Here is a 20,760-nt window from a genome sequence, read left to right as displayed (position 1 = left end):
GTTGAGCGATCGATTAAGAGCCCGATAGCTGCGCTTTACACGCTTTTTTGAGGGGTCAGGGTGCGTTAGCGAAGCCCTCGAAGAGGATCGACCTTTGAGTATAACTGATTTGATAGCAGAAGGTCTGAGCCGCGCTGTTGCACTTGGATGCTGTAAAATTAACTTTATTAACCTGCTTGAAAAGATGACAAATCGCTCGACTCGCGCCCTTTTTCACAGCAAAACACTGAACACTGCTTTGCGTGCTTTTAGCTTTCCGCAAGATATGGAAGTGCGCCGCCAAAAATTGGGAAGGTGGATTGATGCACTTAAAACGGGTACGTTAGACGAAGTTAAAGAAGTTTCCCTGCACGGCAGTTTTATTAATGATATCTTTCAGGATGTTTTGGGATATTGCTCGATAATTCAAGGTGGGGGGAAAGCTTGGGAAATTAACGCGGAACAAACGATATCTGATGGCGGCGGTTCTGCTGACGGGGCGATCGGCTTTTTTACTGCTGCTGGCAATCCTAAAGGCAAAACCGTCTCCCTGCAAGGTAAAGTGATTGCTCCGATCGAACTCAAGGGAGCGAAAAATGATTTAGACCGTGCCGCATCCGGTCGAGCCGAGTCAGCAGTTGACCAAGGTTGGCGCTACGCTAATTATACACCCGATTGTCGCTGGATTATTGTCTCGAATTATCGAGAGCTGCGACTTTATCATACCAATAAAACTCCCGCTTATTACGAACAATTTTTTCTGACTGACTTGGCGGATATTGAAGCTTTTAAGCGGTTTTACTTTCTGCTGTGTCGCCACAATTTTTTGCCTCAAAACCAAGCTCAAACAGTTTCTGTTATTGACAGACTGTTAAAAGACTCTGACGAAGCTCAAGAAGAAATTACCAATAAATTATATCAAGAGTACAAAGCAATTCGACTCGCTCTCGTCAAGCATTTTCGCTTTTCTGGGCCGCAGGATATCCCTAACCGCGATCGCGTACTCATCGAAAAAGCTCAAAAAACTTTAGACCGCGTTTTATTCATTGCTTTTTGTGAAGATAAAGGGTTGCTGCCGCGAAACACCCTGAGCAACGCTCACGACCACAAAGACCAATACAATCCTAGATTAATTTGGGAAAATTATCAATCTGTATTTCGCTGGGTAGATGTGGGAAATGATGACCCTCCTGTACCGGGATACAACGGCGGTTTATTTAAATTCGATTCGGTTTTAGACGCACAATTGACTGTGCCAAATCCTTTATGCAGTCTGCTTAATAAGCTGACCAGATTTGATTTTGATACCGAAGTTTCCGTCGATATTTTGGGGCATATTTTCGAGCAGTCTGTTACTGATTTGGAAGAATTAAATGCTGAAACTGCCGGACAGGAGTACAATCAGAAAAAAGGCAAGCGAAAAACTCAAGGTGTGTTTTACACGCCAGCTTTTATTACTCAGTATATTGTCGAGGTTTCTCTCGGTGGTTATTTGCAGCGTCGAGAGCAAGAGTTGCGCGATTTCTTCCTAATGGGTGAAGTTGCTGAAGTGTCGGTGCAGCCACCAAAGAAAACTGCAATTAAGTTTTGGAAAGCGTATCGAGACGAGGTGCTGAAAAAAACGCGCGTCATCGATCCGGCGTGCGGTTCGGGAGCTTTTTTGATTGCGGCTTTTGATTATTTGATGCAGCAGTACGAAAGAGTCGATCGCGAATTGAATGCTTTGGGCTGTAAGCCAAAAAACGGCAACTCGCTGGAATTTGACAGAAGCATTTTAAGCAACAACCTGTACGGGGTAGATTTGCTGCCGGAATCGGCGGAAATTACCAAACTTTCTCTGTGGTTGAAGACGGCGGAACCTGGTAAAACCCTGACGTATTTGGATGATAATATTAAAGCGGGAAACTCGATCGTCGCTGACAGTAATGTAGCAGATACAGCGTTTGATTGGCAAGCTGAATTTCCCCAGATTTTTGCTGATGGCGGTTTTGATGTTGTCCTTGGCAATCCGCCTTACGTGCGGCAGGAGTTGCTGTCTCCAATTAAACCATACTTGCAAGCAAATTATGAATCCTATAACGGCGTAGCAGACCTTTATACTTACTTTTATGAACTCGGATTAAACATTCTCAAACCGAAGGGAGTGCTTTCGTATATTGTCACAAATAAATGGCTGAGGTCGGGATACGGCGAACCTCTACGCAAGTTCTTTGCCAGTCAAGGTTTACTAGAGCAAATTATTGATTTCGGACACGCGCCAATTTTTGAGGATGCTGATACTTTTCCCTGTATAGTCGCAGTCAGAAAACCTAACGCTTCTCTATGTATCTCTGAAACTGAAAGCGAGATTGAGCAAGGTAAATCTGAACCTAATTCGCCTGTGATTGTTTGTCCGGTTCCGCGCGAGGAACTTGCTAATATCAACCTTACACAATATGTTCAACAACACGGCTATCAAATTTCGCGAGATCGTTTCACTGCGAATGCTTGGAGTCTGGAACCTCCTGCTGTTGATGAGTTGATGCAGAAAATTCAACGAGTGGGTGTTCCGTTAAAAGATTTTGCAGGCGTTAAGCCTTTATATGGCATAAAAACAGGATTTAACGAAGCTTTTTTGATTGATGAAGCTACTAAAAATAGTCTGGTTCAAGCAGACCCTAAATCCGCTGAAATTATCAAGCCTTATTTACGAGGTCAAGATATTAAACGCTGGAGTCCAGAGTGGGCAAATCTTTGGATTATTTTGCTGAAGTCTAGCAGCGATAGTGTATGGCCGTGGAGTACCGCAAACGATCAAGCAGAGGAAGTATTTGCACAAACATTTCCATCGGTATATAAGTATATGAAGCCGATGCAAGAAAAACTGTCTAAGCGTTCCGACCAAGGGCGTTACTGGTGGGAACTGCGTAGCTGTGCTTACTATAACGTTTTTCAAGAACCAAAAATTATCACTCAAGATTTGGCTACTTATTCTTGGTTTTGCATCCTCGATCAAGAGGTATACCCAGTGAATACTTGCTATCTATGGCCAACAGGAAATCTTTATATGCTTGGGTGGCTGTGTTCGCCAATAACTTGGTGGATTTGTCACCACACTTTGCAAAAAGGAATCAATGACACACTGCGAATGTTTAGAGAACAGGTAGAAACTTTACCCATCGCACCACCAACTGACTCAATTCGTGCCGAAGTAGAGCCAATTGTCAGCCGTTTAATTGAAATCGCCAAAACTAATCAAGAAACTCACCGAGATGTCTTGCACTGGCTGGAAATAACTTATTTAATTGATAAAGTCGGACAAAAACTCGAAGATTTTTCTGCCCTTTCCTTTGCAGAGTTCGTAGCAGAAATCAGAAAGCGAATGCCGAAAACTAAATCCTCCGATCCTCTCGGCGTTGCGGGACTAAAAGCCGTCCGCGAAACTTATAATGAATATCTCAAGGGGTGACAAGGAGGCTGCAAATCAGGTAGAATAAGGGTTTGAGCCAATCGTAGTCCCCAAAAATTGGGGGTCGCTGCGACCCCCACACAAAATATATGTTCCCTCAATTATACCAAAAAGTTTTCGAGACGCATCTAAATCCTCGCCAGTATCTAACGCTACAATTGTTAGTGTTAATGTTACAAAGCTATCGAGATGTCAGCTTATCTACTTTAGCTAACAAGTTTCCACAACTGATCAAGTATGAAAGTCGAGTGAGAAACTTGCAACGGTTTTTAGACTTACCTCAACTCACAGCCAAGCTGTTGTGGTTTCCCCTCATCAAACAGCTCGTCAAACAAGAGTTTCGCCACCAACCGAGCAATCGACAACAACGAAGACGAATCAAGAAACTCCCACTCATTCATCAAGGACATTTGTTCTTAATTATCGATCGAACGCAATGGCAAGAGCGAAATTTAATCGTGTTAAGTTTAGCTTGGGGGAAACACGCTATTCCCGTTTATTGGGAAATATTACCAAAAAAAGGAAGTAGTAACTTGCGCGAACAAAAAAAAGTTTTAACTCCGGTATTGCGGCTGTTGAAGCCTTATCCAGTTCTGGTCTTAGCCGATAGAGAATTTCACAGCGTCCAACTGGCTTATTGGCTCAAGCAAAGGAATATAGACTTCGCATTGCGGCAGAAAAAAGGCACTTGTATTGCCGATGATGATGCAGTTTATCGAGCACTAAAAGACTTAGAAATTAAACCGGGAAAATCTCGATTTTATGCCAACATTTATTGTACCAAAGCGCATCAGCTTGGAGGGTTTAATTTAGCGGCTTATTGGAAAAGAAAATATCGAGGTAGAGGTCCAAAAGAACCTTGGTATATTTTGACGAGCTTAAACAGTTTACCCCGAACTCTTTCTATCTATGCCGCTCGATGGGGTATCGAAACAATGTTTCGCGATTTAAAAACTGGAGGCTATAATCTCGAAAATACAAAAGTTAACGAGCGTCGCTTAATGGCGCTAGTTTTACTCATTTCTATTGCTTATACTCTAGCCACTTTACAGGGTGCTTCTTTACAACATCGAACTGTTGTTGAGTATATTTGTCGTCCTACTGAAACCGGACGTTTAACAGAGCGTTATAGCACTTTTTGGATGGGATTGCACGCTCCTGATTGGGGCCAATCTTTCCATAATTGGTCGGATTTAGCCTGGAATCTGATGAATCTCAAACCCCACAAACGACTCAATTTTAAACAAGGACTTCACGCTCTATCCCTGATCGAGAGTGCCTTGTAGCCTTGTTGTCACCCCTTGAGAATGAATATGCACCGGCCATTCAATCTCGCAAAGCTGAGGCATTGAGACTGGAACACCGTTTATCCGACTTAGTTAATCAAGCTTACGGATTGACACCGGAAGAAATAGATTTGATGTGGAAAACAGCACCTCCGCGAATGCCGATCGCCCGACAGATTTGATAGAATATTAGAGCAGTATCACTGAGAATGAGTTTCTTATAAAAGGCGCTCTAATTTTTTGTACACTTCATCATCGTTACGTTTGCCAACTAAAATAACTTCTACCAAATCTTCATCTGGATTAAAGTTGTAAACAATCCTATACTCGCCACTATCTACCCGATAATAACCCGGATATCCTATTAATTGCTTGCTATCATTAGGTAAAGGCTCGACATTCAGCGCTAACACTTTTTTAGCAATTTGAGCCGCTATTTTAGGTTGCAAACCCTTGAGAAAGTCGAGAACTGTTTGTAAACCATCAAGTTTCGCCATTTGCCAGTTGTTTTAGTGTTTCTACAAAGGTTTGGGTACCCACCATTTGAGACTGACTCAGGGCGGATTTTGCTGCTTTGCCTAAAAGCATATCTTCTAATTCCATCAGTCTCTCTATCAAGCGCTGATAAGCATCAGCGGACATAATTACGTGACTGGGCTGCGATTTATCAGTGAGTAAAACTGGCTCGACAGCAGCTTGATTAAAGACTGTCCCCTGTGGATTGCAGGCTTCTGCGAGGGTGTAACTTTGCATAACAGATGTTATTTTGTGGGTTATGTCTATTTTAGGCAAAATCGGCAGGAAGTGGGAGATCGATCGCCAATGTCACGTTTAGCCAACAGCAAACCTAGCCAACAGCAGAACCTCGTCATCAGGAATTCCTTCAGTCCTGGATGCACTATAAGCCTAAAAACAAAAAGGTTGCAATTAGTCGGCGCTACGCTCGTAATAACAGAAACACGTTGTTTTTGCGTGCCGGACTATATCATATCAAAAATTGGTGTTTTTTGGGGAAGATTTGTTAGACTGGGATTGTGAGCTAGCGAGTCGATTAACCATACTTTGTACGCGAGGTGAATCATTATGCTCCAAGCATTTGAAGGATTTTACAGAAATGGAGTCATCGAACTTTTAGAAGTTCCTGAAAACATTTATGAAAGCCGCGTCCTGATTACTTTTTTGGCTGCGCCATCCATTCCTCGATCGCCTACATTTATCAAGTTTGGAATGTTTGCTGGTACTCAACAATCCACCGCAGACGATTTCGAGATTGCCGAGTTTCAAGGGGATACTGACGATGAATTAGATTGGTCATAGCTGCCGATGAAATATGTCATTTAAAAGAGGAAAGCCAATAGTGACGAACCTAAATGTGGATACGGCACTGCTGCAAGAGCATCTCGAACTGGAGCGAGAAATTGCGATCGAAACCTTAGTTGAAATCGCCTTGCGCGAATACATTCAACGCCGCAAACAGCCACAGAATCTCGAACTGAGCTTTGGAGAATCTCTCAGTGCATTTCGTGAAAAATATCAACTGCATGAACTGGGTTTAAATCCTGATGAAATTTGGGGAGAGGTTCGCGATCGAACTGCTTAAGCATCCATTGTAGTATGAATCTCTCCCTGGGGCAGGGTGAAGCGTTTGGGCATAAAATCAAAGGAATTATTAAACCGCAGAGAGCGCAGAGGACGCTGAGGAAGAGAAGAGAGAGATGAATAATTTCGATACCAAGGGATTTGATATGAAGATGAAAAAAGGGGCAACTCGCGTCGCCCCTCATCTATTTAATCAATTGGAAAATTACACTTCCACAGCAATCTTTTGTTCCGAAGCCTCCGGCGAATTCGCTTCACTCGGCGGCACAACTTGCCAGAACTTAGGCAAATATTCCGACCAATTTGCTAAAATCTTTTCAGCTTTCTTGCTGCCCGTTCGATCGCGCTGAGCCTCAATCAACTCCTTCAATTGCGCCTCCCCAGCCGCCGTACAAACGCGCTGCACCTTCACAATCTCCCCGTTGACGTGAGCCGGGAAAGTCCCATCTTCATCGAGGAAATAAGCCAAGCCGCCAGTCATTCCAGCGCCGACGTTGCGGCCAACTTTTCCTAACACGACGATCGCGCCGCCAGTCATGTACTCGCAGCAGTGATCGCCCGCACCTTCAATGACTGCTTTCGCCATCGAGTTTCGCACCGCAAACCGTTCGCCAGCTTTACCCGCAGCCAACAGAGTTCCCCCCGTCGCACCATACAAACAAGTGTTACCGACGATCGCATTTTCGGAAGCATCATAACTCGCACCAGCCGGCGGTGCGATCGCGATTTCGCCACCGTGCATTCCTTTACCAACGTAGTCGTTGGCTTGGCCTGACAGCACCAGCGTCATCCCCGGCAAATTGAACGCGCCGAAGCTTTGGCCTGCGCTACCAGTGAAGTTGAGGGTGATTTGACCGCTAAAGCCAGTGTTACCGTGTTGCTGTGCGATCGCACCTGCCAAACGCGCTCCCACAGTGCGATCGGTATTCACCAATTTTACATTCTTGCTAACAGTGCCGTGATTGGCGATCGCACTTTGAATCTCCGCATCCGCGAGCAAATCATCATCTAACACTGGCCCGTTGGTGTGTACGTCGCCGTGGATCAAGAAAGCTCGATCGCTCTTAGTATCCGGTAACTTGGTCAAACAATCCAAATTAATTGCTTGCGTTTTAGTTAGTTGCACCCCCTCGCGCATTTTCAGCAAATCCGCGCGGCCGATGATATCTGCGATCGACTTATAACCCAATTTCGCCAGCAAACTCCGCACTTCTTGTGCTACGAAATAGAAGAAATTAACAACGTGTTCCGGCGTTCCGGGGAACCGTTTCCGCAAGTGTTCTTGTTGAGTTGTCACCCCCACCGGACAACTATTCATGTGGCAAACGCGAGCCATAATGCAGCCTTCTGCAATCATTGCCACCGTGCCGAAACCGTACTCTTCGCCGCCCATCAAAGCGCCTACAATCACGTCCCAGCCGCTTTTAAAGCCACCGTCAACGCGCAGCAAAACTCGATCGCGCAATTTATTTTCCATCAGCACCCGGTGAACTTCTGTCAATCCGAGTTCCCACGGAGAACCTGCGTGCTTAATCGAACTCAGTGGCGAAGCACCGGTGCCGCCATCGTGACCGGAAATTTGAATCACATCAGCATTTGCCTTGGCGACACCCGCGGCGACAGTCCCGATGCCGACTTCCGACACCAACTTCACCGAAACTCCTGCTTTCGGATTGATTTGGTGCAAGTCAAAAATCAACTGCGCCAAATCTTCGATCGAATAAATGTCGTGGTGAGGAGGAGGCGAAATCAGCGTGACACCCGGTTTCGATCGGCGCAAATAAGCAATGTACTCGCTCACTTTCGGCCCCGGCAATTGACCGCCTTCACCCGGTTTCGCACCTTGTGCGATCTTAATTTCGATTTGTTCGGCGTTCATCAGGTACTCAGGTGTCACCCCGAATCGTCCCGAAGCTACTTGTTTGATGGATGAAGAAGCTGTATCGCCGTTTTGCAAACCTTTCAAGTGAGGTAGCGTTTGTGAGAAACCAGCCGCACTCACATCGTTTAGCACTTTGTAGCGCACCGGGTCTTCCCCGCCCTCGCCGGAGTTGGATTTGCCGCCGATGCGGTTCATGGCAATGGCTAGCGTTTCGTGGGCTTCTGGGGACAAAGCGCCGAGAGACATACCGCCGGTGGCAAACCGCTTGACAATATCTGCTACAGATTCTACGTCTTCGATGGCAATAGAAGGCCGATCGCTCTGGAAATCCAGCAAATCCCGCAAAGCCGTTACCGGGCGATTTTCGAGCTGTTGCTTGTAAACCTCGTAGTGATCGTAAGCCGTTTCAGAATTTTTGGAACCAATTGGTTCCATTTTTGCTTGGGCCCCATTGCCATTACTGTTAGTTTGAGCCTTAAAAGTAGTCACAGCCTTGTGCAAAGCCTTCGCCATTTCCGGGCTGTTCATGTGATATTCACCGCCCCGGCGGTACTGCACAAAGCCGTAATTTTCCAGCTTTTTGAGGTGCAATTCTGGGAAAGCCTGACTGTGGAAAGACATTACCTCGTTAGCCAGTTCCGCCACACTCAAACCGCCGATCCGAGAAACAGTGCCTTTGAAACCCAAATCGAGCAAATCACCGCCAATGCCGATCGCCTCAAAGATTTGCGCCCCCTGATAGCTAGACAATAGCGAAATTCCCATTTTCGACATAATCTTCAGCAAGCCGTTTTCCACTGCTGTGCGGTATCTAGCTTGAGCCTGCGTCACGGTAATATTGGGAACTTTGCCGTGCTGCATCAAGTTTTGAGTCTTGGCGTCAGACCACCAGGCGCGCACGCTTTCTAATGCCAGGTAAGGGCAAACAGCCACCGCCCCGTAACCGAGCAAACAAGCGAAGTGGTGAGTGCTCCAACATTGGGCGGTATCGACCACTAGGGAAGTTTGCATCCGCAGGCCGACGCTAATTAAGTGGTGGTGAACAGCGCCAACTGCCAGGAAGGGCGGAATATAAGTGCATTCTGCACTCAATCCCACAGAAGATTCCCCTTCTGCCTTCAAAAGTCGATCGCTCAAAATCAGAATTCTCGAACCCTCGCGCACCGCTTGAGCCGCCTCTTGACAAAGTTGCTCGACTGCTGTGTTCAAACCGCTAGGCCCGGCGGCAATTTTGTAAAGCGTTGACAATTCGGTAGCTAGGAAAGACTTTTGGTCTTTCAAGACAGACAGTTCAGCGTCGTTGAGTACGGGGGAATCAATTTTCAGCCGCTTGGCGTTTTCTGGTACTGCTTGCAGCAAATTGCCCCGCAGGCCGACATTCATCGTCAGCGACATCACCATCCCCTCGCGCAGGGGGTCGATCGGCGGATTTGTCACTTGAGCGAACCGCTGTTTGAAATAGTTGTACAGCAACTGAGGCTTTTCTGACAACACAGCCAAGGGAACGTCGTCGCCCATGCAGAAAGTAGGTTCTTTCCCAGAACTGGCCATCTCCACGATCACCATGTCCAAATCTTCGGCTGTATAACCGAAAGCAGTTTGGGTGGCTAACAGCGTTTGCGAGTCGAGGGTTGCTGTTTCAGCAAAAGGCTGCGGTTCCAAGGTTTCGCGGTGTTTTTGCAGCCATTCGCCGTAGGGATGCCGCTTAGCAATTCGCTGTTTGAGTTGCCAATTTTTGAGAATTTCTTGAGTTTGGAGGTCAACGGCAATCATTTGTCCGGGTCCCAAACGGCCCTTTTCGACAATATCTGCTTCGGGAATATCCACAACTCCCGCTTCGGAAGCCACAATTACCAAACCGTCTTTAGTAATGCAGTAGCGCGCCGGCCGCAAACCGTTGCGATCGAGCGTAGCACCTACTTGTTTGCCGTCGCTGAACACCAGCAGTGCGGGGCCGTCCCAAGGTTCTTGAATGCCGCTGTAATATTCGTAAAAATCGACAATTTCTGGATAGGGCGCCAAATCCGGCTGATTTTTGTAAGCTTCCGGAACCAGAATTGTCAGGGATTCCAGGGGGGTGCGGCCGGAGTGTACCAACAACTCCATCACGTTGTCCAAGTTTGCCGAATCGCTGCTTTCGGGATTGACAATTGGGTTAAACGTGTCGATATCAGCTTGACTCCAATTCGGGTGAGCTAAATTCGCTTGCCGCGCTTTCATCCAGGTAATATTGCCCAACAGCGTGTTAATTTCCCCGTTGTGTCCCAGCAAGCGCATCGGCTGGGCTAAGCGCCAGCGGGGCAGGGTGTTGGTGCTGAAGCGCCGGTGATAGACGGCAAAGGAGCTTTTATAAGCGGGATTTTTCAGGTCGGGGTAAAATTCTGCCAGTACGGCCGATCGCACCATGCCTTTATAGACGATCGTGCGGCAGGAGAAAGAGCAAGTATAAAAGTCTTCGCGGGTGAAGTTGGGGCGATTTGACAGCGCGTGTCCGATCGTGCGGCGCGCCAGAAATAGGTGTCTGTCGAGTTCGTCTCCGGCTAATTGCGGTGAACTGACAATTACTTGTTCGATTTGAGGTTGATTTTCTAGCGCTTGCTCGCCCAAAACCGACGGTACAATGGGAACTTTGCGCCATCCCACAACTGTCAGCCCGCGATCGGTCAGAACTTGCTCAACCACCTGCCGCGCTATAGTCGCTTGAAATTTATCTTGAGACAGAAACAGCATTCCCACGCCACAGTTTTCCCGTGCGGGAGGCACAATTCCCTGTTCGGCAAACCAAGCATCCAGCAATTCCCAAGGAATCGCGGTCATCAAACCCGCACCGTCGCCGGAATCTTGGTCGGCGCTGCAACCGCCGCGATGTTCTAAACAAGTTAAAGCTGGGAGCGCTTTCTCAATAATCGAGTGGGTGGCTTCACCGCTTTGGTTGGCAATAAAGCCCACACCGCAGGCATCTCTTTCTTCCACTAACCAGCTTTGGCCGGCGAATGGAGTTCCTCGCTCAGTTTGATGCACGTTTCTGTTTGGATCGATCGTGTTACCCATGTTGATTGAATGTTATTTCCGTGATTGTGTGGTTGATGCGTTTTTATAGCTCGGAGAGAGAAGGCTGCCGAGCGGTGGGAGCCTAGTAAACTTTAAGACAGCACGTTGGAAGCTGATTTGATTAAAAATTTACGTCTATGCGGCCTGTACTTAGCACTGAAACCCTGTTTGCAGATTTTAAATTATCTCGCTCGCATCCCCTCGGAGATGTCTCCTAGAATACCCTGCTGTTAAAAAGCAGTGATTCTTTGGGCGATCGCCGCCCTGCAACTAGATACATTGCAGGCGATCTAGTTTTTTGTGTGGGTTTTTCCTGAGTTCAGAAGGGTAGCCTTGCGGACTCAGGTAGATAGTAACTTTAGCGTTATTTTGGTTGCTGCGCTGTTGAGTTGCTTTCGTCAGCGCCCGCGGACACAAAAGCCACCTGCCCGCTCAGTCGGTAGGTGCAATGTAGCAGCGCGGTTCACAACTGGTGAAACCTGTCTTATTGTGAAGTCAACTCTCAAGCCGCGAACATCAAGTTTATCAAAAAATTGATAAAATTTCACCCATTAGACTTAGAGTTTGCGTGCAAGTCTTGTCAGCGATCGTCCAGAACTCACGCTAAGATGCCTAGCCGAAAAAGGTTGACAGTTTTCCATAACTCTAATTGAGATTTTTTTACCCACAAAGTTTTGTCATCTCAAATCCGTTGGCATCGTCCTGTATTCATCTCTCTCTTCCCTTTCTCTGTATCCTCTGCGTCCTCTGCGGTTTAATCATTCCGATACAACCGGAATGGATATCACTCATCAATGCAGGATATTTCAAGGATTTCTAACACATTAGGAGCATCTGGTAGAGCCGGCGCCACCTTTTTGACCACGCCCCCAAATGGATACTTGCTTGCTGACAGGATTCGGGGAGAGGCAAAAATTTTAGACTACTGTTCAAGCTGCCAGATTCATTGAAGTAAATCTCAAATCTCAAACTCAACTCGACTAACGCTCACAACCTTGTCATTGGTAATTTTGTTTAGCTCAACCGTGAGCGTTTTTACAGATTTGATTGGCATGGGGAATATTTCAGGCTTATCTTTTATAAAAGAAAGCCATTTAGCGGAAATCGTAAGAGTGGTAAAATGTGCCGATGGTTATTACGCTCAATTCTGCATACAGGTAGACCTGGATTCAGTGATATAAATGCTGGTAATCATATTACATGAAAAATAGAATTTCAAATAAGTTGACACTGATTAAAATGGCAGGTAGCTTGAGAATTCAAGCTCTTCTCGTAACGAAGAGGTTAGATCAAATCAAGCCTACCAACTTTTATTTTTGGGTGTTAATGACTCAGCAAATAGGCAAAAAGCTAAAGTTACTTTAGGTCGGCGCGATCTCAAAATAATAAGTAGACAACCTAAAGCACCCCAAATATTAAGTCTTGTTTGAAAAATCGCTTTTTTATAATTTAAGCTAGAAAGTAGCTTAAACTAAAGATAGTTAATCAATAGCACAGCCGATAGAGGGAAAATAGTAGATATTAACTCTAAAAAGCTTCAGCTAGACAGAAGCAGTAGGAATACGTAGATATGGCTAGCATAACAAATATTTTTCGAGGATATGAGATTAACGAGCAAATATACGCAGGGAATCGAACTCTAGTTTATCGTGGCCGTCGGTCTTCCGATCGGCAGCCCGTAGTTATCAAACTGCTGCGAAATGACTTTCCCCGCTTCCACGAACTGGTTCACTTCCGCAATCAGTTTGTCATTACTAAAAACTTAGAGATCCCTGGCACTGTCAAGGCATACAGCCTGGAGACTTACCATAACCACTATGCTCTGGTAATGGAAGACTTTGGCGGAATTTCCTTAAGTAGCTACCTCGCTAGTCTGGTGTTCGCCAGCAGGGAACCTCTGGAAGGGTTGCCCATTAACGAGTTTCTTCCCATTGCCATTCAAATTGCCAACTCGCTTGACGGACTTTATCGCCACCACATCATCCATAAAGACCTCAAACCCGCCAACATTCTAATTAACCCTGTCAGCAAACAAGTTAAGCTGATTGACTTCAGCATCGCTTCCCTGTTGCCACGCCAAACTCAAGAAATTCAAAACCCCAACCTCCTCGAAGGCACTTTACCTTACATATCTCCAGAACAAACTGGACGAATGAACCGAGGTATTGACTACCGCACGGATTTCTACTCTCTGGGAGTCACATTCTACGAACTACTGACGAGACAGTTGCCTTTCCAAAGCGAAGATCCGATAGAGTTAGTACACTCTCACCTTGCCAAACAGCCTATTCCAATCCATCACCTTAACAAAAGCGTTCCATTGGTGCTGTCTGAAATTGTGAGCAAACTGATGGCGAAGAATGCTGAAAATAGGTATCAAAGTGCGATCGGACTCAAGTTTGATTTGGAAAATTGTTTGTACCAGTGGCAACAAACTGGAGAAATCGCCTCTTTTAAACTAGGCCAGCGAGATTTGTGCGATCGCTTCATCATTCCCGAAAAATTATATGGTAGAGAGAACGAAGTATTCTCCCTACTAGCAGCCTTCGATCGCGTTAGTGCAGGAAGTGCCGAAATGATGCTGGTGGCTGGCTTCTCAGGCATTGGCAAAACCGCTGTCGTCAACGAAGTTCACAAACCGATTGTCGCAGCTAGAGGCTACTTCATTAAAGGCAAATTCGACCAATTTGGACGCAGCCAACCATTCTCAGCTTTTGTACAAGCTTTTCGCGATTTAATAAACCAATTGCTGAGCGAAACAGATGCTAAAGTTGAACAGTGGAAGACTCAAATCCTGTCAGCATTGGGCGAGAATGCTCAGGTAATCGTTGAGGTAATTCCCGAATTAGAGCGGATTATCGGCGAGCAACCACCGACACCAGAACTTTCGGGCAGTGCTGCCCAAAATCGCTTCAATCGGTTATTAGAGAACTTCATTCAACTCTTCACAACCAAAGAACATCCCCTCGTCATCTTCTTAGACGACTTGCAATGGGCCGACTCAGCCTCATTGAACTTGATTAAACTTCTGACGAGCGATCGGCGCTATCTCTTATTAATTGGAGCGTATCGAGATAACGAAGTCAGTCCCGTACACCCTTTAGTGCTGACATTATCCGACATTCAACAAACCGGAGCTACGATAAACACCATTAGCCTCGCGCCCCTCGATTGCTTCAATTTGAATTGTTTGATTGCCGATACTTTAGTTTGTTCTAGAGCGTTGGCTATGCCCTTAACCGAACTGGTCGATCAAAAAACCCAAGGCAATCCATTTTTCAGCACACAATTCCTCAAATCTTTGCATGAAGATGGGCTAATTACATTTAATTTTGACGAGCGGTATTGGCAGTGCGATCTCGCCACAGTGCGAACCTTAGCCCTGACAGATGATGTTGTAGAGTTCATGGCGCTTCAATTGCAAAAGTTGCCATCCCAGACTCAAGAAGTTTTAAAGTTAGCTGCCTGCATTGGCAACGAATTCGATTTAGCAACGCTGGTGGTAGTTTGTGAAAAATCTGCTTCAGATACAGCAGCCAACTTGTGGCCTGCTTTGCAAGCAGGGTTGATTCTCCCACTAACTGAAGTTTATAAATTTTTCACTTCAGAGGAGTTGGAATTCAGAAATCAGAATTCAGAGGGAGAAAACAATACTTCTGACTCGTGGTTCCAGAATCCCGACTCCTGTAATTACAAGTTTTTGCACGATCGCGTACAGCAAGCAGCTTACGTTTTAATTCCAGAATCCCAGAAACAATCCACTCACCTCAATATTGGTCAACGTTTGTTGATTAATACTCCCACAACAGAAAGGGAAGAGCAAATTTTTAATATAGTCAACCAGTTAAATTATGGCATTGATTTAATTGCCGAACCAACACAGCGTTACCAACTGGCTGAGTTGAATTTGATCGCGGGACGCAAGGCGAAGACTGCTACTGCTTATGCTGCTGCACGCAAATATTTAAGTTTTGGCAGGCAAATCCTAGCTCCCGATAGCTGGCAAACTCACTATGAAACAGCCCTCGATCTGCACGTATTAGCGGCAGAAACCGCATACCTGAGCTACGATTTTCAGGACATGGAGCAATTAGCAGCTTTAGTTCTGCACAATGCCAGAACGCTGCTGGATAAGGTCAAAGTTTATGAAATCGAGCTTTCTGCTTGTACGGCGCAAGTCAAACCTAAACAAGCCGTTGAAATGGGGTTAGCAGTTCTCAAACTCTTGGGAATCTGCTTCCCAGAAAATCCAACTCCGGCAGATATTCAGCAGCGACTAGAACAAACCGCCTCACTTTTTGCGGGTAAAAAAATCGCGGAGTTTATTGATTTGCCAGAAATGGAAAATCTCCAAAAGCAAGCAGCATTGCGGATTCTCTCAGGTTTAGTTTCTCCAGCCTACATCACGGCTCCACTTCTCCTGCCACTGGTTATTGTGGAAATGGTGCATTTGTCGGTTAGTTATGGAAATGCTCCCTTATCTGCTTTTGCTTACGGCTTGTATGGATTGGTATTAAGCGGTGTAGTTCAAGATATTGAAAGAGGGTTTGAATTTGGGCAATTGGCGTTAAATATTGTTGATTTATTTAATGCTAATTACCTCAAAACCAAAGTATATTATACAGTCGGCGTTCACATCATACATGGTAAACATCATGTTAAAGAAACCATCCCTCTTTTAAAAGAGGGTTACGCCAGAGGACTGGAAACCGGAGAGCTAGAATTAGGATATTCAGCCAAAGAAATCTCTCAATATTCATATTTAATCGGTCGGGAAATTGCCGGACTAGAAGAGGAGGTAGCGACCTACTGCAATGCGCTGGTTGAATTCAAACAAGAAGTAGCGTTAAATTATACCCAAATCGTTCATCAGGCTTTATTAAACCTGCTGGGGCGATCGGAAAATCCCTGTCAATTTGTGGGAGATGCCTACAATGAAGAAAAAATGCTCCCCTTTCACATCCAAGCAAACGATCGCAACGGACTCCACTATTTGTACTTCCATAAGCTGCTTGTGTGTTACCTGTTTGGAGAAACCGAGCAAGCTTTAGAAAATTCTAGGCAAGCCGAACAGTATTTAGACGCGGTGACAGGTATGCTCAATGTGCCGATGTTCTACTTTTATGACTCTCTAGCACGGCTGGGCGTTTGTACCGATGTGGCTTCCTCCGAAGAGAAACAAGAACATCTGCAAAAAGTAAAAAGCAACCAAGAAACCCTTCATAAATGGGCACATCACGCCCCCATGAATTTCTCTCACAAATGTTACCTAGTGGAAGCCGAACTCTTCCGAGTGCTGGGTGAAAATGTGCAGGCGATGGAAAGTTACGATCGCGCCATTGTTCTTGCTAAAGAAAACGATTATCTCAACGAAGAAGCTCTGGCGAATGAATTGGCTGCTAAATTCTATCTGGCATGGGGGAAAGAAAAACTTGGCCAGGTGTATCTAATAGATGCGTACTATGCTTATGCTCGTTGGGGAGCGAAAGCAAAAATCGAGGCTCTAGAGCAACACTATCCCGAACTTCTGGCTCCTATCTTCAAACAGGAGAATGCTGGTTCGTTCGAGAAAGGTACTACTTCCTATGAGAATTCATTAATTTCTAGTCATCGCCAAACAATTGCTGGAAGTACGAGTACCACAGTAATAGATTTACCAACAGTTATCAAAGCTTATCAAGCTTTGTCTAGCGAAATTAAGCTGGAACAATTGCTCACTACCCTTATGGAAGTAGCGATTCAGAATGCAGGCGCTCAAACAGGAGTATTAATTTTGAAAGAAGAGGACAACTGGACAATCGCCGTCCACTGTAGCGATCGCCAAGGTTGTCTTCTGCAAGAAACTATTGGGATTGAGGAGAGCGAATCAATTCCCCTGACTGTGATTAATTATGTCAAACGCACCCAGAAAACCCTAGTTTTCGATGATGTCAAGACTGAATTAATGTTTACTTCTGACCCCTATATCAAGCAGCATCAACCTAAGAGCATCCTCTGTAATCCGATTATCCATCAAGGCAAAATGATGGCAATTCTGTATTTGGAAAATAATCTGACGACAGGGGCCTTCACTGGCGATCGCGTCGCCCTCCTCAACATCCTCTGCTCCCAAGCGGCCATCTCGCTGGAAAACGCCCGATTGTATCAACAATCTCAACAACTTTATCAACAATCTCAGGATTATGCCCAAAAACTGGAGCAGTCTATCCAGGATCTCAAACAGATGCAACTGCAATTGGTGCAGGGGGAAAAGATGTCTGCTCTCGGAAATTTAGTCGCAGGGGTAGCCCACGAAATTAACAATCCCGTAGGCTTTATCGCGGGTAACTTGCAACCTGCTCAAGAATACGTGGGGGATTTATTCAATTTGATCGATCTCTATCAAGAAAAATTTCCCAATCCGGGAGGGGAAATTGAAACAGAAATTGAGGATATAGACTTGGAGTATTTGCGAGAAGATTTGCCCAAATTGATTAGCTCGATGAAGGAGGGAGTCGAGCGTATTCGCAATATCAGTACGAGTTTGAGAACGTTTTCCAGGGCAGATAGCGATCGACCAGTTTCTTTCAATATTCACGATGGGCTCGAAAGCACTCTGCTAATTCTCAAGCACCGTTTAAAAGCCAGCGAGTTTCGCCCTGCCATTGAAGTTGTGAAAGAGTATGGTAACTTGCCCCTAGTGAAATGCTTTCCCGGACAGTTGAACCAGGTATTTATGAACATACTGGCTAATGCCATTGACGCTCTGGAAGAGTCAAATAAGGAGCGGAGTTTTAGTGAAATTAAAGCCCAACCCAATCAAATCACGGTTCAAACTTCTCTGATCGAATCCAACAATCAGGTTTTGATTTGCATTAAGGATAATGGAGTGGGGATGTCGAACGAAGTCAAGGAAAACATCTTTAACCATTTATTTACAACCAAGCCTGTGGGTAAAGGAACTGGATTAGGATTGTCGATCGCCCACCAAATTGTTGTGGAAAAACATGGAGGTACGTTACTCGTAAATTCTTCTTTGGGGCAGGGTTCGGAGTTTGTGATTTCTATTCCGGGGTGAGCCTTTTGTAGTAGGGCTTTAGCGCAATTAGCACCGTTTAGTAAGAAGAAACATACGGATATTCCGGGTTTCTAGATACCGATGCGTTTAGAAGTGAAAGTGTGAGTTTTAAGCTGTGAAACTTAATTTGTCCTGTTGGCGTTCCATATTGTCAGTCTCGATTTTACCCGTACTGGCCATCGCCCCGTCTGCCCCGTCTTTAGTCTGGAATCAACCCGCAAGAGCACAACAGGGGGAGAGGGCTGCGCTGATTCATGCTTCGATATCCCGCCAGGGAATGAATTCCCTGGCTGATAGCGAAAGTCGGTTAAAACCGACTGAAATATGGAGCGATAGTTCTCTTGAGAGAACTTCAGCTATGAGACAGGGGTTTCAACCCCTGTCGGACTTTAAGTTTTTGACTCAATCCCTACCGCCAACTTCCACAATCAAACAAGGTCGCCAAGTTTCTCTAAACGGTCGCATTCTGCCCCTAGCTTGGACTCAGCAGCCGGCAAACAGCACTTCTGCGAATTTCCGAACTTGGATTGCTGACGTTGGATTGATGCAAAGTGGGGGAGTGGATTTGCTTAGCAGCGCCGACAGTGCCAAACAACCGGTGCAATGGTTTTCGATATCTTTAAGCGGCGCTCAAAGCTTAGCAGCGCGGGCAACAGGCTCGTATCGTTACTTAGATGTTACCGATTTTGCTAGACTTGCGGGCTGGGAGATATCTGCTGATGGGAATATTCTAAAAATTACTTCTCAAACTGCAAGTGTTACCGGAATTCGGCAAGCGGAAATAGAATCGGGCGATCGCATTGTAGTAGATCTCGATCGACCGGCCCCTTGGCAAGTCAACTTTGTCAATAAACCAATCCCGTCGCCGACACCCACACCCAACCCGACGGACGACCCCACAAAGCCCGCTATCCCACTGCCCAACCTCCATACAGCGCCAAACCTCGAAACACCAGACGACCCGACAAAACCCACTCTCCCAGTGCAAATAACGCCCGCAGCGCCGATCGCCGGTCAAGAATGGTCGATCGCGATCGATGCCAAAGTGGCACCCGCCTTACTTCAGCAGACTTTCTCAACCAGCCAACAATTGCTATCACTAAAAGTCGAACCTGACGGCGTTCAAACCAAGGTCAAAGTGACGATTCCTTTAGGTTGGCGGCCGCAAGTTTTCAGCCTGGGAAATCCCAATCGATTAGTTATCGACATTCGGCCAGATTGGTTAGTAGAAAAAAACATTGTTTGGGCGCCGGGTGTGCAGTGGCGGCAGCAGTATCACAATTTAGGAACTGGTCGTTTTCCGGTAGTTTGGCTAGAAGTTAATCCGCGTCAAGCTGGTGTAAAAATTAGACCAATTCTCAGCAATCGGCAGACAGATCAAGGGACTGCACCTTTATTGCAAACAGCCGAAGTTTCGGGAGCGGCTGCGGCGATTAATGCAGGTTTTTTCAATCGAATTAATAGGTTATCTTTAGGGGCAATTCGGCGGGACAATAAATGGCTTTCGGGGCCGATATTGAACCGGGGGGCGATCGCCTGGAACGATGGGGGCGAATTTGCGATCGATCGTTTAACTTTGCAAGAAACTGTGATAACTCCGGCAAATCAACCTTTGCCCGTTTCTCATCTCAATAGTGCCTACGTGCAATCGGGAATAGCTCGCTACAATCCTGATTGGGGAACAACTTATACTCCGTTATCTGGCAATGAAATAGTTGTGACAGTTGCGGGCGAGCGAGTTGTCAGCCAATCCCCCGGAGGTGCGGCGGGAACAACAACTTTTCCCATTCCAGCTAACGGTTATATTTTGGTTTTGCGTTCGGATTTTTTCCCTGCATCTGAACTATCTATCGGCACTTTATTGCGTTTAGAAACTAACACTTTTCCTGCTGATTTTAACCGTTTTCCGTACATTCTCGGCGGCGGGCCGGTGTTGGTACAAAACAGTCAAGTTGTGCTGGATGCGAAGGCGGAAGGGTTTAGCGATGCGTATGTTAGACAGACAGCAATTAGAAGTGCGATCGGGCGAAATGCTGCGGGGAATTTGCTGATTGTAGCGGTGCACAATCGCGCGGGCGGGGCGGGGCCAAATTTCGCAGAACTGGCGCAGATATTGCAGCAAATGGGTGCTGTGGAGGCTTTAAATTTGGATGGGGGAAGTTCGACGAGTTTGTATTTGGGAGGGAGTTTGCTCGATCGACCTCCGTCAACTGCTGCGAGAGTTCATAATGCGATCGGTATTTTCATTCAACCATAAACCGTCACCTTAAATTTTAGGGTGCGTCAGTGTGCGTTATCTTCTCAAAAATTGAGAATCTCCGCACTGACGCACCCTAAAAACTCTTGTCCCCCCTTGCTAAGCCGGGAGTAATAGTTAGACCGTAAGGATTCAGGTCTTTGATTGGGGAACAAGAGAAGGCATGAAAAAGCCACAAGAATGGGCAGATATAGCATCACG

The 20,760-nt window shown here is 46.0% G+C and carries 10 protein-coding genes; 7 read left to right on the top strand and 3 right to left on the bottom strand.

Annotation, left to right across the window (positions count from 1 at the left end):
• Positions 1-184 precede the first annotated feature (184 nt).
• From QUA33_RS10495 to QUA33_RS10485, 3 genes are all read left to right on the top strand, one after another.
• Positions 185-3,427, top strand: coding sequence for an Eco57I restriction-modification methylase domain-containing protein (locus tag QUA33_RS10495; protein WP_333148554.1), 3,243 nt, complete (start codon positions 185-187; stop codon positions 3,425-3,427).
• 89 nt (positions 3,428-3,516) lie between these two features.
• Positions 3,517-4,713: an IS4 family transposase gene (locus tag QUA33_RS10490; RefSeq protein WP_333148553.1), complete on the top strand. Its 1,197-nt coding sequence runs from the start codon at positions 3,517-3,519 to the stop codon at positions 4,711-4,713.
• Positions 4,714-4,715: 2 nt separating this feature from the next.
• Entirely contained in the window at positions 4,716-4,895 is a 180-nt protein-coding gene (locus QUA33_RS10485) for a hypothetical protein (RefSeq protein ID WP_333148552.1), read from the top strand.
• Between the two features lie 36 nt (positions 4,896-4,931).
• Here QUA33_RS10485 and QUA33_RS10480 read toward each other — a convergent pair whose 3' ends face one another.
• Positions 4,932-5,210 carry a type II toxin-antitoxin system RelE family toxin gene (locus QUA33_RS10480; protein WP_006631614.1) on the bottom strand — a complete coding sequence of 93 codons (279 nt, stop codon included), beginning with the start codon at positions 5,208-5,210 and terminating at the stop codon, positions 4,932-4,934.
• Positions 5,197-5,466 (bottom strand): type II toxin-antitoxin system Phd/YefM family antitoxin, encoded by a 270-nt coding sequence (locus tag QUA33_RS10475; RefSeq protein ID WP_006631613.1) that lies wholly within the window; start codon positions 5,464-5,466, stop codon positions 5,197-5,199. The genes QUA33_RS10480 and QUA33_RS10475 overlap by 14 nt, the downstream gene beginning before the upstream one ends.
• Positions 5,467-5,796: 330 nt before the next feature.
• On the opposite strand from QUA33_RS10475, the gene QUA33_RS10470 reads away from it, so the two are divergent.
• Both QUA33_RS10470 and QUA33_RS10465 read left to right on the top strand, forming a co-directional pair.
• On the top strand, positions 5,797-6,030 hold the full coding sequence (locus QUA33_RS10470) for a hypothetical protein (RefSeq protein WP_333148551.1): 234 nt from the start codon (positions 5,797-5,799) through the stop codon (positions 6,028-6,030).
• Between the two features lie 40 nt (positions 6,031-6,070).
• Positions 6,071-6,313: a hypothetical protein gene (locus QUA33_RS10465; RefSeq protein WP_333148550.1), complete on the top strand. Its 243-nt coding sequence runs from the start codon at positions 6,071-6,073 to the stop codon at positions 6,311-6,313.
• A 204-nt stretch (positions 6,314-6,517) separates the two neighbouring features.
• On the opposite strand, the gene QUA33_RS10460 is transcribed toward QUA33_RS10465, so the two are convergent.
• The gene (locus QUA33_RS10460; protein WP_333148549.1) at positions 6,518-11,245 is read right to left on the bottom strand and encodes a glutamate synthase-related protein; all 4,728 of its coding nucleotides are present in this window, start codon (positions 11,243-11,245) and stop codon (positions 6,518-6,520) included.
• A gap of 1,570 nt (positions 11,246-12,815) precedes the next feature.
• Here QUA33_RS10460 and QUA33_RS10455 point away from each other — a divergent pair.
• Both QUA33_RS10455 and QUA33_RS10450 read left to right on the top strand, forming a co-directional pair.
• On the top strand, positions 12,816-18,302 hold the full coding sequence (locus QUA33_RS10455) for an AAA family ATPase (RefSeq protein ID WP_333148548.1): 5,487 nt from the start codon (positions 12,816-12,818) through the stop codon (positions 18,300-18,302).
• A 115-nt stretch (positions 18,303-18,417) separates the two neighbouring features.
• On the top strand, positions 18,418-20,559 hold the full coding sequence (locus tag QUA33_RS10450; RefSeq protein ID WP_333148547.1) for a phosphodiester glycosidase family protein: 2,142 nt from the start codon (positions 18,418-18,420) through the stop codon (positions 20,557-20,559).
• The last annotated feature ends 201 nt before the right edge of the window (positions 20,560-20,760 follow it).

Origin of the sequence: Microcoleus sp. Pol14D4 (genome assembly GCF_036701245.1) — a bacterium.
GTDB lineage: Bacteria > Cyanobacteriota > Cyanobacteriia > Cyanobacteriales > Microcoleaceae > Microcoleus.
The sequence above is the reverse complement of the archived record's forward strand: the minus strand, read 5'-3'. Positions and strand labels throughout refer to the sequence as shown.